Below are 14737 nucleotides of genomic sequence, written 5' to 3' on the forward strand. Positions count from 1 at the left end.
TTTATATAAACTAATATTTATGTTAATGTATGGAAAATATCTTGTTTGTGTGTGTAGAAAATGCTGGTAGGAGCCAAATGGCTGAGGCATTTTTTCGAAAATATGCTCCTGCAAAATTTAACGTGATCAGTGCTGGCGTAACTCCATCTTCTCAACTAAATCCTATAGTTGTTCAAGTGATGAAAGAAGTTGGAATTGACATGACACAACAATCTCCAAAATCATTATCTAATGAAATGATTGAAACTTCTTCAAAAACAATCAATATGGGATGTATGGATAAAGAGTCATGTCCTGCATTGTTTGTAAAAGATGTACTTGATTGGAATATTTCAGATCCTAAAGAAAAATCAATTGATGATGTTAGAAAAATTCGTGATCAAATATTAAAAGAAGTTTTGCAGTTAATTGAATCTCTTGAGAAATAAACAATGGCTTACTCTAATTTACAAATTTTTACTGTTGAATTAATTGGAACTTTTATTCTTGTAGTATTTGCTACAGGTTCTATTGTTTATGATGCTGAATTCTTTAATGGGCAGTTGGGGATTCCGTTTGCTGCAGTAGCTCCATTTATTGCACTACTGATAGGCGTATATTCTTTTGGAAAGATTTCTCTTGCGCATTTTAACCCTGCAGTGACTATTGGATATTATATTACAGGACACATATCAAAAATTCAAGTTGTATATTATTTTGCAGCAGAAATTATTGGTGCGCTGCTAGGTTCACTTTTTGTTTTGCAGTTTATCGGAAACAAATCAAATCTTGGTGCCAATGCACCAAACTATGATTTTTCATTATTTCTAATTTTTCCAGTCGAAGTATTAGCTTCTGCAATGCTTATGGGCGTAATCTTCTATGTGGTGTATACAAAAGGATTGAGAGGATTTAGTGGCGTTGCAATTGGAGGTATTGTTGGATTGGATATTTTGTTTTTGGCCTTTATCTCAGGTGCATCGATGAATCCTGCAAGAGCACTTGCACCTGCTTTGTTGTCTGGTGCTGTGGGTGATTTGTGGCTATATTGGACTGCTCCTTTTGTTGGAACCATAATTGTGGCATTTTTGTTCAAGAAAAAATTTGAAAAACAACGAAGAGAAGAATTATAGAAAAACCATATCTTTCATAGTTTTCTTAGTTTTATCTAATCTAAAGACTCTTTATTTTAGTTCCAGTTGAGCCTATGATTTATGATGATATCATCTAATCTTGAGCGGAATCAAGCAATTTTACACCTGTGCCAAGACATTCTGGCCTCTGATGAGAGAATATTTTTTGTATCTTCTTTAAGCAAGAACGGTAAATCAACAGAGCTCCAATTTCGCAATGATAGAATCATCACAAAGATGTCAAAACAAGAGGTAGAGATGTTTTTCATGCAAAGAAGCTTACAAACTTCCCTTAGCAAAGAATTTGATGACCTTATTGGACCTCTAAACTATATTTGTGTTCAGAGGGAAACTCTTTTGGAATTTATCTTCCCTTATACCGAAGGTCAAATTCTTGTTTTATGTGATTTAGATGTAGTTCCAAATTATGTTGCAAAAAAAATTTCATTTTTACTTCGAGATTTTGACTGGAGATTAAAGGAAACTCTTTTTGCATAATGCCTGATGAAAGTTGCCGTAAATGTGGAAATAAATTACAAAATCATTTAAAATGTTCTTCATGTAATATTGTTATCCAAGAAATTTGTTTTGAATGTGAGCAAAAAACATTACTTCGATTTCATGGATGTAACACTGAAATTTCTATAACTTCATAATTTTATGTATTTTGGTATTCTTTTTATATATCTTACATAAATCCTTTAGAAATTATTTTTAGATCTACTAAATAATCCCTTAACATGCAAAAAATCAAATGCACAAAATGTAGAAATAATGAAACTGAAATCTTGAGACGAGGAAAATTTGCTGAGGATGTATTATTCTGTCCTTCTTGCGATGATATTTGTAATAAACTTCAATAATTCAGTTTCTATATAGATTACACAATTTTAGTTTTTTACATAAAATAATTACAATTATGTTTTAACAAATTTCTTATTACTATTATCAATGACTGCTGCCCGCTTCCTTGAGCATGACACTTATTCATTTTCGAAAATCTTATTGTCGAAAGAAGTTGCAGACATTATAAAACAAGTTGTACGAGAGTCAACCCAGGCGATTCATCCAAGTTGCAATGATAGGGAGAACCAAAAGGGAACAAATCATGTCTGAAAATAGAGATAATCAATGTAGCCCTAATTGTTGGTGTAAAAAAGAAAGATCTGATGAATATCTTTATGCATAGTTTTATGCCTAAAAATTCTCAAAATTTAGGCTTTTACGAATAATAATAACCTAATTCAGACTATGATGTTGACAAATTCTAAACTCTTCTCAGATGCAAAAAAGGTGACTCCTTCAGGTGTCAATAGTCCTGTTAGATACTTTGAACCATATCCATTTTTCACAAAAAAGGCAGATGGCGCATACATCTGGGATGAAGATAATAGAAAACTAATTGATTTTTGCAATGGTTATGGTGCATTACTTTTAGGACATAGAAGAAAAGAGATCATCAACTCTGTCTCAAAACAACTAGCCAAAGGTACACTTTACTGTACTCCCACAGAATCTGAAACTGAACTTGCTAAACTGATCATTGGTAATTTCCCATCCATTAACAAAGTTCGATTAATGAATACTGGTGGTGAGGCCACAATGACTGCAATTAGACTTGCACGTGGATTCACAAAAAAGAAAAAGATTATCAAGTTTGAAGGATGCTATCATGGAGCTCATGACTCTGTTTTAGTAAAAGCTGGCTCAGGTTATGCACATAACGGCATCTCAGTTTCTGATGGTGGATTAGATGAAGTCTCAAAGAATACTTTGGTAGTTCAATACAACAGCATTGAAGATTTGCAAAAAACAATTCAAAAAAATAAGGACATTGCTGGAGTAATTGTTGAACCAATTCTAGCTAACATGGGATTAATTTTACCTGAGAAAAATTTTCTATCTGACTTGAGAAAAATAACAAAAGAAAACAACATCCCGTTAATCTTTGATGAAGTTGTTACTGGATTCAGAGTTGCTCCTGGTGGTGCACAAGAACACTTTGGAATAAAACCAGACCTTACTACTATGGCAAAGGCTCTGAGCAATGGATTTACAATTTCTGCAGTAGGTGGCAAAAAAGAGATAATGGATTTGCTTTCTCCTGGAGGTAAAGTCTATCAGGCAAGCACATTTGCTGGAAATCCTATCTCTGTTAGCGCTGCAATTGCCTCAATTAAGACCATAAACAAACTCAAAAGCAAGCTATACTCTAAACTAGAGCGATTCAATCTCTTGTTTTCCACTGCTTTAGATGATATGGCAACTGACATGGGAATCCCCCATCAAATCAATTTTGCAGCATCAATGTTCCAGATTTTCTTTACAAACAAACCCGTAACCAATTATGAGACATCAAAAAAAGCAAATGCAAAGAAATTCCAAAAACTATTCAAAACTTTACTCAAACAAGGAATCTTCATTGCCCCATCTCAGTTTGAAGTTGTTTTCTTGTCTGATGCCCACACTGAAAATGATCTAAACAAAACACTTGATGCATATCATTTGGCACTAAAGTCGGTGAAAAATTGAAGTATGTGGTAGGAGCCAGAGGCAGCCAGTTATCTATCGCTCAAACAAATTGGGTCATTGATGAATTAAAAAAAGCAAATCCTGATGCAGAATATGAAATTAAAACAATTACAACAAAAGGCGATACTGATAACAGACCCTTATTTACAATAGACCAGAAAGGAATTTTTGAAAAAGAGATTGATAAGGCAGTCGCACTAAAGGAAATTGATTTTGCAGTCCATAGTCTAAAAGATGTTCCATCAGAGTTAGATGAGAATCTAATTTTAGCTTGTATCCCAAAAAGAGAAGCAGTAAATGATGTGTTTATCTCACCTGATGGATCTTCACTTGATTCAATAAAACCTGGTGCTGTGATTGGAACAAGTTCACTCAGGAGGGCAGTCCAAGTATCTAGAAAAAGACCTGATGTTACAGTTAAACCAATTCGCGGAAACATTGAAACTCGAATAAAAAAGATATCTGGAGACAACTATGATGCAATTGTTCTTGCAAAAGCAGGAATAACTAGATTAGGACTTGATGTAAAACACACCGAACTATCTACTGATGACTTTTCTCCTTCACCTGGTCAGGGAGCAATAGCTATTGTTGCAAGAGCTGATGATTCACAAACAATTGAGATGCTCAAAAGAATTGAGGACGCTGACTCTCGTTTGGAGATTGAGGCAGAACGTACATTATCTGACTTTGTTGATTCTGGATGTAGATTTCCAGTTGGTGCATATGCAAAGTCTAATGACTCTGATATTACACTAACAGTAACTGCATTTTCTGTTGATGGAAAGCAATCTCTTCACGTAAGCAAGACTGGTGATAAAAACAATCCAAAGTCTCTTGGCAAAAGTGCTGGAGAAGAACTTCGCAAGAAAGGGGTAAATGATCTTGCATTAAATTGGAGAGAAAAAGTGGAGGAATGGAATAAGACATGACAGGAAAAGTGTATCTTGTTGGAGCTGGACCCGGGGATAGTAAATTAATTACACTTCGAGCAGTTGAATTGCTCAAAAAGGCAGATGTAGTTTTGTATGATAGACTAGTTAGCAAAAAAATTATTTCCATGATTCCTAAAAAAACTGATAAAGTCTACGTAGGACGGGCAGTAGGTGATGACACTACTCATCAAAATACCACAAATGATCTGATGGTAAAATATGCAAAATCAAAAAAGAACGTTGTCAGACTAAAGGGAGGCGATCCAATAATCTTTGGACGCGGTGGAGAAGAAGCAGAATTTCTCAAAGAAAACAAGGTAATATATGAAATTGTACCTGGTATAACTTCAGGAATTGGCTCTGCCACTTATGCCGGAATTCCACTGACTCATCGTAAACATGCCTCGTCCGTTGTCTTTGTAACTGGCCATGAGGATCCTGAAAAGAAACAAGAGATTGTAAAATGGAAGAGACTTGCAAAGTCTGTTGACACAATAGTAATTATGATGGGGTTATCTCGAATTGATATTATCTGTAAACAACTGGTTGCAGGTGGAATGGATAAAAAAACTCCAGTTGCTGTAATTCAAAATGGAACTACTCCTAAACAAAAAATGATTAAAGGAACAGTCACAAACATTGCAAAAAAAGTTAAAGAAAATAAAATAACTCCTCCATCTAATATCATAATTGGTAAAGTTGTTGACCTGTCAGATACAATTGGGTGGAAATAATGCTTGATGGAAAGACTATAGCAATTACTCGCTCCAAAGATGATGCTGCTGAGTTTATTTCTCTATCTGAGCAAAATAATGCAACACCTATTGCATTACCAACAATTGAACTTGTCAGCAAAGGAGAAAAAATTGTAGATGAATTTTTAGAATCAGTAAAAACTTACAACCCTGACTATTCTGTTTTTATGAGTTCAAAGGCTGTAAAACTATTGTTTGATACTGCAAAACAATCTGGAAAACTCGAAACACTGCAATTAGCAGTAGCAAACACAATTGTGCTCTCTGTTGGCCCAAAAACCACTATTGCCCTTGAAGAACAAGGAATCAAAGTTAATCATCAGCCTGCAGAAACATTCTCCTCTGTTGGTATCGGAGAATTATTCACACAACTTAATGCTGTTGGCAAAAAAGTCATAGTTCCTAGGAGCGGTGCATCTACACCATTTCTAAAAGAACTCTTAAACAAAATAGGCATAGATGTTTTTGAAATTCACTTGTATGATGTTTGTGCATTCAGAGATACCACTCAATGGAATGGATTCAGAGAGCTATTCTCTCAAAACAAGATTGATGGGATTGTATTTACCAGTGCATCATCAGTTAGAGGATTCTTTGAAATTATGGAAAAAGATTATGATCAAAATACCTTGTTGGATAATCTTGCCAAACTATCCGTAGTTTCTATTGGACCGTTTACTTCCGACGAATTAAAAAAATTCAAAGTCAAAAATACAGTCGCTGAAGTCCATACTGTTGTAGGCGCATTTGATGCAATGAAAAACACTTTAACTATTGCATAAATTATGATCAAATTCTAATACTTTGAAATGTTTTTGAAATTATGGAATACGAAATAAAAAAGAAGATCCATATCACGTGTCCTCATTGTGAAAAACCAATAGAGACTGAAATTGAGATTGAGCTTGAAGTAGAAGAGAAGAAAAAGAAAGACAAGAAAAAGCACAAGAAAGAAATGAAAACAGATTCAAAAAAGAAGAAATCAAAAAAGTTCTATGATGAAGAACTTTAGCTCTGCCTATTTAGCTCTGCCTATTTTTCCTCATGTATTTATAATATAACGGGGTTATTTTACTCATGGCAACTGAAAACCTCGATATGGATTATTCAAAATATGATTTTAAGGACTCTACAGAATTGTATGTCCACCTTAGCAAGAAAGGCCTGACTAAGGAAACAGTAATTGGCATCAGTAAAATGAAAGATGAGCCACAATGGATGCTTGATTTTAGATTGCGTTCTTATGAAATTTTCATGAAAAAACCAATGCCAACCTGGGGTGGAGATCTTAGTGTCATTGATTTTCAAAATATCTACTATTATGCAAAAGCATCTGAAAAGACAGAAAAGAGCTGGGATGATGTTCCAGCAGACGTCAAAAATACTTTTGACAAATTAGGAATTCCAGAAGCTGAAAAGAAATTCTTGGCAGGTGTTGGTGCACAATACGAATCAGAAGTTGTATATCACAGCTTAAGAGAAGATTTAGCAAAACAAGGTGTTCTGTTTTTGGATACTGATTCAGCATTAAAGGAACATCCAGAAATTTTCAAAAAATACTTTGGAAAGATTATTCCTCCTGAGGATAACAAGTTTGCAGCACTAAACAGTGCAGTTTGGAGTGGTGGTTCATTCATCTATGTTCCACCTGGTGTCAAAGTTGACATGCCACTACAAGCTTACTTTAGAATTAATGCAGAAAACATTGGTCAGTTTGAAAGAACATTGATCATTGTAGATGAAGGTGCAGATGTTCACTATATCGAAGGATGTACTGCTCCTGTTTACTCTTCAGAATCATTGCATTCTGCAGTTGTTGAGCTGGTTGCACACAAAGATGCACATCTAAGATATACAACAATCCAAAACTGGAGTAACGATGTTTACAATCTCGTAACAAAACGAGCTTATGCATATGAGGGTGCTACAGTTGAATGGATTGATGGAAACATTGGAAGTAAACTCACAATGAAGTATCCAGGTGTTTATCTTATGGGCGAACGTGCATATGGTGAAACATTATCTATTGCATTTGCAGGTAAGGACCAACACCAAGATACTGGTGCAAAAATGGTTCATTTGGCACCAAACACTACCTCTAAAATTACATCCAAATCCGTAAGCAGATTGAATGGACGTTCCACTTACAGAGGACTACTCAATGTAGCAAAGGGCGCAACTGGTGTAAAATCCACTGTGAGATGTGATGCATTACTCTTAGATGATACATCAAAGACTGATACATATCCTTACATGGAAATTAATCAGGAAGATGCCACTATTACCCACGAAGCAACAGTTGGAAAAATTGGTGATGAGCAAATCTTCTATCTTATGAGTAGAGGCTTTTCAGAAGAAGAGGCATTGTCCTTAATTGTTAATGGTTTCATGGAACCATTTACAAAAGAACTTCCAATGGAATATGCAGTAGAACTAAACAGACTCATCAAACTAGAGATGGACGACTCTGTGGGATAAACTCCCAATTTCATTTTGATTAATCATGTCACAAACTCTCTCTAAATTAGATACAAGTCACATCGATGAAATCTCTTCATTTCTAAATGAGCCAGATTGGCTAAAAAATTACAGAAAGGATTCGCTATCTGTTTATGCTAGTCTTCCACTTGAGTTATCTCCTCTTTACAACAAGTACACTGATGCAAAAAAGATGGATCCTGAAAAGGTTTCATTGTCTGCATCAACTGCACAAACAACCCCATCATTTCTTCAAAAAAGATTAGGAGAGCTTGAAAATGAAATCTGTATTATTCAAATTGGAGCAAATATTACAAAAATCAACTTACCTGATGATCTTAAATCAAAGGGGTTGGTAATCTCATCTATCTCGGATGCAATTGCCAACAACCCTGAACTTGTCAAAAAAGCACTTGAGGCATCAAAATCTCAAGATGACAAATTTACTGCATTAAACAATGCTGCATTCAACTCAGGAGTGTTTATCCACATTCCACGCAATTTAGTTTTAGAGAGACCAATTCATTTCTTATCTTGCTTGTCTAATGATGGACACTCTGTCATATCTAGAAACATCATCTTTGCTGATGAAAGCAGCAAGGCAACAGTTGTACAGGAACTATATTCTCCAAAATCTGATTCTCAACAAGCATATCTTGAGTTACTTAACACCAATGTTGCAGCAAATGCACAACTAGATGTTACAACATTACAAATGATTGATCAGCATGCAGTTAATTTCTCTACAAGAAGAACTGATCTTGCACAAGATGCAAAAATAAACTGGTATTCTGGTCTCTTTGGCTCCATGCTATCGAGATACAAAATTGATTATTTCTTAAACGGGACAGGTGCATCATCAAATGACTCTGAAGTAGTCTTTGGTAATAATGAGCAATCATTTGACATTCAAACAAATGTAAACCATGAGAGTCCTGCAACTGAAGGACGTGTAGTTGAAAAATCAATTCTCAGAAACAAATCAAAATCTTTATTCAAAGGCATGATTAGGATTAAAGAAAATGCCACAAAATCAAACTCTTTTCTATCTGGACGTTCAATTTTACTAGACAAAGATGCAAAGTCAGATGCAATTCCTGGACTAGAGATTTTCACAAATGACGTAAAGGCAACACACTCTGCATCCGTTGCTCAAATTGATGAAGAACAAATTTTCTACCTAAAAACAAGATGCCTAAGCCATGAAGAGGCTGAAAGAACTATTGTTGAAGGATTTCTAGAACCACTTTCTAGAAAGATGTCTTACCAAGTCAGAGCATGGATTGCTTATCTTATTGAATCTAAATGGGACAATCGTGAACTTACTATTAACACCGATGAGGAGTTAACCAAATTCGTTGAGATAGAAGAAACACGCTATAATGAAGATGCAGAAATAGAACAACATTACAAGTATAGGTGATTTTTCTGTCTGAATGGATAAAAGCTTGTAATCTAGATCAAGTAAAAGAAGGACAACTTTTCGGTTTTACACATGATGATAAAAAAATTCTTTTGGCAAATCTTAAAGGAAAAATTCATGCAACAGACCTAATCTGTACACATGCTGATGCAGACCTGTCAACAGGTATTCTAAGTGATGAAGGAGTTAGGTGTCCATTACATCTCTCTGTTTTCAATTTAGAGAATGGTGAACCTCAAAATCTTCCTGCTGAAACCCCCCTTAAGGTATACAATGTTAAAATAGATGACAGCAAAATTTACGTGGAGGTTTAAAATATGCAAACTGCAGAATCATCTTTTGAAAATCTAAGAAAAGACTTTCCAATACTTAAAAGAACTGTTAGAGATAACAAACATCTAGTTTATCTTGATAATGCATCTACTACACAAAAACCAAACCAAGTAATTGATGCTATTACAAACTATTATCAAAATCATAATGCAAATATCCACAGAGCAGTTTATGCTCTAGCCGAAGAAGCAACACAGGCATATGAGGAAACTAGAGATAAAATTGCAAAATTTGTCAACATCAAGGACAGACAAGAAATAATCTTTGTTAGGGGAACAACTGAAGCAATCAATCTAGTTGCATATGCATGGGGTAGGCCTCACATCAAAGAAGGAGACATTATTGTTACTACTGAATACGAACATCACAGCAACATTGTTCCTTGGCAAATTCTTACACAAGAAAAACATGCAAAATTAGAATACATTGGAATGGATGATAACGGCGAATTAATTTTAGATGATCTTGACAAACTTCTTGCTACAGGAAAAGTAAAACTTGTAACATTTAGTCTGATGTCCAATGTCCTTGGTACGATTACTGATGCTCAAAAAATCATTGAAAAATGCAAGGCTGCAGGAATTCCCACCTTAGTTGATGGGGCTCAAGCAGTTCCACACATGAAAGTTGACCTGGAAAAATTGGGATGTGACTTTTTTGCATTTTCAGGGCATAAGATGCTTGGTCCAACAGGAATTGGTGTCTTGTGGGTTAGAAAACCTGTACTTGAAACTATGAGTCCTTTCCATGGTGGTGGAGATATGATTCGTGAAGTTCACAAATATGAAACTACATGGAATGATTTGCCTTACAAATTTGAAGCAGGAACTCCAAACATTGCTGATGTTGTAGGACTAGGTGCTGCAATTGATTATCTGACAAAGATAGGAATGGATAACATACGAGAACATGAAGTTGAACTAACAAAATATGCTATTGAAAAACTATCTCAAGTAAAAGGACTTCACATCTACGGTACTAAAGATATCTCAAAGCGAGGTGGCGTTATCTCATTTAATTTTGCAGACGTGCATCCACATGATGTTGCACAAATCATTGATGAGGAAGGAATTGCAGTACGTTCTGGACACCATTGTGCTCAAGTCTTGATGGAAAGACTAAATGTTGCAGCAACTTCGAGAGCTAGTTTTTACATTTACAATACTAAAGAAGACATTGATGTTCTTGTTAATTCATTAAATACAGTAGCAAAGGTGTTTAAGTTATGAGTAGCAATGCAGATATCTATCATGAAATGATTGTGGATTATTCAAGAAATCCTATAAACTATGGAACAATTGAAGATCATGATGTAACATTTCATGACTCAAATCCATTATGTGGTGACAGTATTGATATTGATATGAAAATTGATGAAAACAAGGTAACTGACATTAAATTTCATGGAAAGGGATGTGCAATTTGTATGGCATGCTCTTCTGTCCTAACTGAAATAACTAAAGGCAAAAGCCTTGAGGATGTAAGAAAGATTGAAAAAAATGACGTTCTTAGTGAATTAGGTCTTGAACACCTACAGGCTGTTCGAATAAAATGTGCCTTGCTATCTCTTAAGGTACTCAAATCCGCACTTTATACCTACATTGGAAAACATCTTGAAAATACAGAAGATATGGATAAACTAAAAGAAGAGGCAGCAAATCTGTACTAGAATGAGTTTTACTCCTACTGTACCAATCGAACTTCAAATCCGAAAAATAATTTTTGAAAAATTTAACGACGTTGATACTGTCTTTACCAATGACTCTATTTTTGAAATTCTAAAAGAAAATGGTGATATTGAATCCTCTTGGATAGTTGATGATATTGAATCATTTATCAATGGTATTTGTGATTCTGGTCTTGCAAGAAATGTAGCTCAAAATTTTACAACCATACATCTAAAATTATTTGAACCCGTAGAAAAAACTCACTGCAATTCTTGCAATCAAGATATCTATCTTAGTCCATCTGAAGATAAAATTTGCCCAAACCCTTCTTGTAAATCATCTATTTAGATTGCTGTTTTATTCTAGCATCTTCAAGTGCTTTTATCATTGGTAATTTTTCTCCTGTAAGATAAAGTACAAGTGCTCCACCTGCAGTACTGATATGATTAATTTTGTCTGCTAATCCTTGTTGTTTTAGTGCTGTTGTTAAATGACCTCCACTAACAATAGTTGTTGCCATAGAATTTGCAACAGCAGAAAGTAGTGCCTTTGTACCATAACTAAAGTTCTCTTTTTCAAAAAATCCCGCTGGTCCACTAATAAATACAGTTCCTGCACCTGCAATTAATTTTGAATAATACTCCACAGTTTTTGGGCCCAGATCAAAAATCTTATCGCCTTTACCCATCTCTCTTACATCCATCTCTACTCTTTCACCATCTTTGTCAATTGCAATATCTACCGGAGTTGCAAATACATCTGGGTATTCTCCTATCAATGTGTGAGCTTTTGCCACAACTTCTTCTTCTCTTTTAATTCCTAATGATGACTTGACTCTGGCTTGGGCACGCATAAACACATTTCCTATCAATCCTGTAAGTAAGACGTGGTCTGCTCTGCCATTTTGAATAAGTAATTTTATTGCCTCAAGTCTGTCTGGTACCTTGGAACCTCCAAGAACAATTACGTGAGGTGCCTTGGCTACTGTCATTATTTCATCTAGATTTCTAACCTCTCTTTCAACAATTCTTCCTGCACATGCTGGTAAAACTTGTGGAAATCCAACAATTGATGGATGTGATCTATGAGCGCTAGGAAATGAATCTAATACACATAGATCAAACAATTTGGCCAAGCGAGTTACCATGATTGTTTTTGCTGCATTCTCTGGTGTAAACTCGTAATTCTCCTCAGCACATAATCTGAGGTTATCTAAAAGTAAAATGTCTCCATTCTCTAAATTCTTGATTGCATTTTGTGCAGCTTCGCCAATAACGTCTTCAACATATTTTATTTTACGATTCATTAATTTTTCAAGAACATTGGCATGCTTGTCCATTCCTGTATAATCATTATTTCCAACTCTTCCTTGATGTGATGCAACAACCACTTTAGCTTCTTCTAGTGATTGTAGTGTTTCAATTGCTTCTTCAATTCTTTTTGTACCTGAAATCTTCATTGTTTCTGGATCGATGGGACAATTCATGTCCACTCTTAAAAAAACAGTTTTACCTTTTAAATCAAAATCATCTAATGTGAGTACCTTCACGCCTTTTCTATTATCCACTTGGTTAAATTCTTTGAGCCGATCAGAATTATTTTGACAAATCTATTTTCAAAATAATGATTTCCAAAACTTATCTATTGACAAAAATTAAAAGATGCATACATGGAGTTTGATTAATTGCAAAGCTGGCTTTTTGATATTAGGTCTCGTTCATTTGTATTACTGACAATTTTATTTTTGATTCTGACAGGATTGGTGTATTCAGGAATCACTGAAAGTTTTGATCAAAGTATTATTTCGTTTTTCTCTCAAAATGTTGGAAACCCTACACTTGACATCATAATGCAATATGTGACTGAAAGTGGTGATGTCTTTAACATGTTAATTTTTGGAATTTTGATGTTACTTATTCCTAAAACACGAAGAATAGGAATTACTCTTATGATTCTAATTGTATTGGCTACTCTTCTAACTGGATACATAAAATGTGGAGTTGACCGTGATAGACCTGACTTTGATTATGAAGGTGTGGAATTTCCCGTAGAAATTAGCCGTGATACGTTTGCCCTGTTTTGTGAGGGTGGATTTGATGCATCATATCCATCTGGGCATGCTGCTCGAGCCATGATATTTGGAATTATTCTGGGATATGCGTTATCTGAAAGATTCCCACGTGGAGCCTATCTGATGTTCTTGTATCCTGCAATGATTTCATTGAGTAGAATCTATGTTTTACAACACTATCCTATGGATGTGATAGGTGGAACTGTTATTGGAATAATGCTTGCAGGTGTGATGGCAAATAGAACAAAACTCTACAAAATTTTTGAAAAATCAAAAACCTAATTTTGTTAGTGCAGAATTGCTAATCAAGACTATTGCATAGTGATCAGAATCATGATGATATGTCCAATATCTTACATCGCGAATTTCATTTTTTTGTCTCAATCCATGAGTTACACCTGTTGTGACAGTATATCCAATTCTTTTTGCAATCTTTGATTCTTTTGGCATCAAAACTCGAAACCCCTCATTTTTATCTTGAAATCCAATTTTTACCATGTCTTCAACAGCACTTGCTGCATCTTTTTCGTCTTTTAGATCATAAGTTTTAAAAATTGGCAAGTCTTTTGGATGAAAATCCATGATAATTATCAAATTCATTGACTAATATTTTTTAAAAAAGTGATATTTGCGATCAATATTAGTTAATTTTCTTAACTGGAAAGTCAAATCATGATTATATTAACAACTTAATCGACTCTTTTGATTTGTTTGAGTCATTGGCATCATTAGAAAAAACAGTTTTACAACTACGCAAAAAGCAGCAAGAATCTACTAAACTAAGAAAAAAAGCTGAAAAACAGCTCAAAGAGGTTCTATCTGCTCAAAGACGTTCATCTTCTGGTCTTAACTCTATTGATAGAAAAATAGAATCTGAGAAAGAAGATGTTTCAGATGTCTCTGGTGTTCTTAATCAAAAAAATTCTCAATTAGAAAGTATTGAAAGATTAGTTCAGACAGCTGAAGAGAGATTATCTAGAGAAAAAGAGGCAATTGAGCAGACAAAGCAGGAAATTGAATTTTCTGAAAATCCTGAAGAAAAACAAAATGCTGAGGCAAGACTACGCTCACTTGAAGACCATGTTGAGGAGTTAAACTCTGAAATTAAAAGTAGGCAAAAAACTGCCAAAAAAATTGCTAATGATGTTGCCAAATTTGATACAATAAAATCAAAGATTTCAACTAAAATTCAAAAGCAATCTCAATCAAAGCCATCCCTACGTGAGACAATGGTATCTAGTAAAAAAGCAGCAGAAAAATTTGTTAAAGAATTAGAAAGACGAAAAAAATCTGAGGATTCTGCCAAAAAAGCATTAGAAAAAGCTGCATCAAAACTAAAAGAACTTTTGTCTAAGCGAAAAAAATCTCCTAAAAAGAAACCAGCAAGAAAGACTGCATCTAAAAAGAAACCAGCAAGAAAGACTGCATCTA

General features: G+C 34.6%; 18 protein-coding genes. 16 read left to right on the forward strand and 2 right to left on the reverse strand.

Annotation, left to right across the window (positions count from 1 at the left end; translation table 11 throughout):
- Positions 1-29 precede the first annotated feature (29 nt).
- The 14 genes from C6989_RS06275 (at position 30) to C6989_RS06340 (ending at position 11583) form a co-directional block, all read left to right on the forward strand.
- Positions 30-428 carry an arsenate-mycothiol transferase ArsC gene (locus tag C6989_RS06275; RefSeq protein ID WP_148703746.1) on the forward strand — a complete coding sequence of 133 codons (399 nt, stop codon included), beginning with the start codon at positions 30-32 and terminating at the stop codon, positions 426-428.
- A gap of 3 nt (positions 429-431) precedes the next feature.
- Positions 432-1112 (forward strand): MIP/aquaporin family protein, encoded by a 681-nt coding sequence (locus C6989_RS06280; RefSeq protein ID WP_148703745.1) that lies wholly within the window; start codon positions 432-434, stop codon positions 1110-1112.
- Between the two features lie 81 nt (positions 1113-1193).
- Entirely contained in the window at positions 1194-1610 is a 417-nt protein-coding gene (locus tag C6989_RS06285; protein ID WP_182126689.1) for a hypothetical protein, read from the forward strand.
- 756 nt (positions 1611-2366) lie between these two features.
- Entirely contained in the window at positions 2367-3644 is a 1278-nt protein-coding gene (gene hemL, locus C6989_RS06290) for a glutamate-1-semialdehyde 2,1-aminomutase (protein WP_182126726.1), read from the forward strand.
- Complete coding sequence (gene hemC, locus C6989_RS06295; protein WP_148703743.1) at positions 3641-4576, forward strand: hydroxymethylbilane synthase; 936 nt, start codon at positions 3641-3643, stop codon at positions 4574-4576. Before hemL ends, hemC begins: the two co-directional genes overlap by 4 nt.
- Positions 4573-5313, forward strand: a complete 741-nt coding sequence (gene cobA, locus C6989_RS06300) for a uroporphyrinogen-III C-methyltransferase (RefSeq protein ID WP_182126690.1) — start codon at positions 4573-4575, stop codon at positions 5311-5313. Before hemC ends, cobA begins: the two co-directional genes overlap by 4 nt.
- Entirely contained in the window at positions 5313-6116 is an 804-nt protein-coding gene (locus C6989_RS06305; RefSeq protein ID WP_182126691.1) for a uroporphyrinogen-III synthase, read from the forward strand. The genes cobA and C6989_RS06305 overlap by 1 nt, the downstream gene beginning before the upstream one ends.
- A 41-nt stretch (positions 6117-6157) precedes the next feature.
- Positions 6158-6346: a hypothetical protein gene (locus tag C6989_RS06310; RefSeq protein ID WP_148703740.1), complete on the forward strand. Its 189-nt coding sequence runs from the start codon at positions 6158-6160 to the stop codon at positions 6344-6346.
- A 65-nt stretch (positions 6347-6411) separates the two neighbouring features.
- Positions 6412-7812 carry a Fe-S cluster assembly protein SufB gene (gene sufB, locus C6989_RS06315; RefSeq protein ID WP_148703739.1) on the forward strand — a complete coding sequence of 467 codons (1401 nt, stop codon included), beginning with the start codon at positions 6412-6414 and terminating at the stop codon, positions 7810-7812.
- 25 nt (positions 7813-7837) lie between these two features.
- The gene (gene sufD / locus C6989_RS06320; RefSeq protein WP_182126692.1) at positions 7838-9235 is read left to right on the forward strand and encodes a Fe-S cluster assembly protein SufD; all 1398 of its coding nucleotides are present in this window, start codon (positions 7838-7840) and stop codon (positions 9233-9235) included.
- Between the two features lie 5 nt (positions 9236-9240).
- On the forward strand, positions 9241-9549 hold the full coding sequence (locus C6989_RS06325) for a Rieske (2Fe-2S) protein (RefSeq protein WP_182126727.1): 309 nt from the start codon (positions 9241-9243) through the stop codon (positions 9547-9549).
- 3 nt (positions 9550-9552) lie between these two features.
- Complete coding sequence (locus C6989_RS06330) at positions 9553-10797, forward strand: cysteine desulfurase (RefSeq protein WP_182126693.1); 1245 nt, start codon at positions 9553-9555, stop codon at positions 10795-10797.
- Complete coding sequence (locus tag C6989_RS06335) at positions 10794-11237, forward strand: iron-sulfur cluster assembly scaffold protein (protein WP_182126694.1); 444 nt, start codon at positions 10794-10796, stop codon at positions 11235-11237. Before C6989_RS06330 ends, C6989_RS06335 begins: the two co-directional genes overlap by 4 nt.
- Position 11238: 1 nt before the next feature.
- The gene (locus C6989_RS06340; RefSeq protein ID WP_148703735.1) at positions 11239-11583 is read left to right on the forward strand and encodes a hypothetical protein; all 345 of its coding nucleotides are present in this window, start codon (positions 11239-11241) and stop codon (positions 11581-11583) included.
- Here the strand turns inward: C6989_RS06340 and pgk are convergent.
- Complete coding sequence (pgk, locus tag C6989_RS06345) at positions 11576-12802, reverse strand: phosphoglycerate kinase (protein ID WP_182126695.1); 1227 nt, start codon at positions 12800-12802, stop codon at positions 11576-11578. The two genes, C6989_RS06340 and pgk, sit on opposite strands and share 8 nt — an antisense overlap.
- Before the next feature lie 117 nt (positions 12803-12919).
- Here pgk and C6989_RS06350 point away from each other — a divergent pair, with 117 nt between their 5' ends.
- Complete coding sequence (locus C6989_RS06350; protein WP_182126696.1) at positions 12920-13588, forward strand: phosphatase PAP2 family protein; 669 nt, start codon at positions 12920-12922, stop codon at positions 13586-13588.
- Here C6989_RS06350 and C6989_RS06355 read toward each other — a convergent pair.
- Positions 13577-13888, reverse strand: a complete 312-nt coding sequence (locus C6989_RS06355) for a hypothetical protein (RefSeq protein ID WP_148703732.1) — start codon at positions 13886-13888, stop codon at positions 13577-13579. The genes C6989_RS06350 and C6989_RS06355 overlap by 12 nt on opposite strands.
- Before the next feature lie 137 nt (positions 13889-14025).
- Here C6989_RS06355 and C6989_RS06360 point away from each other — a divergent pair.
- Positions 14026-14737: coiled-coil domain-containing protein (locus C6989_RS06360; RefSeq protein ID WP_255464658.1), on the forward strand; the 712-nt coding region annotated here is incomplete at its 3' end.

Source organism: Nitrosopumilus sp. b2, from assembly GCF_014078535.1.
Classification (GTDB): domain Archaea; phylum Thermoproteota; class Nitrososphaeria; order Nitrososphaerales; family Nitrosopumilaceae; genus Nitrosopumilus; species Nitrosopumilus piranensis.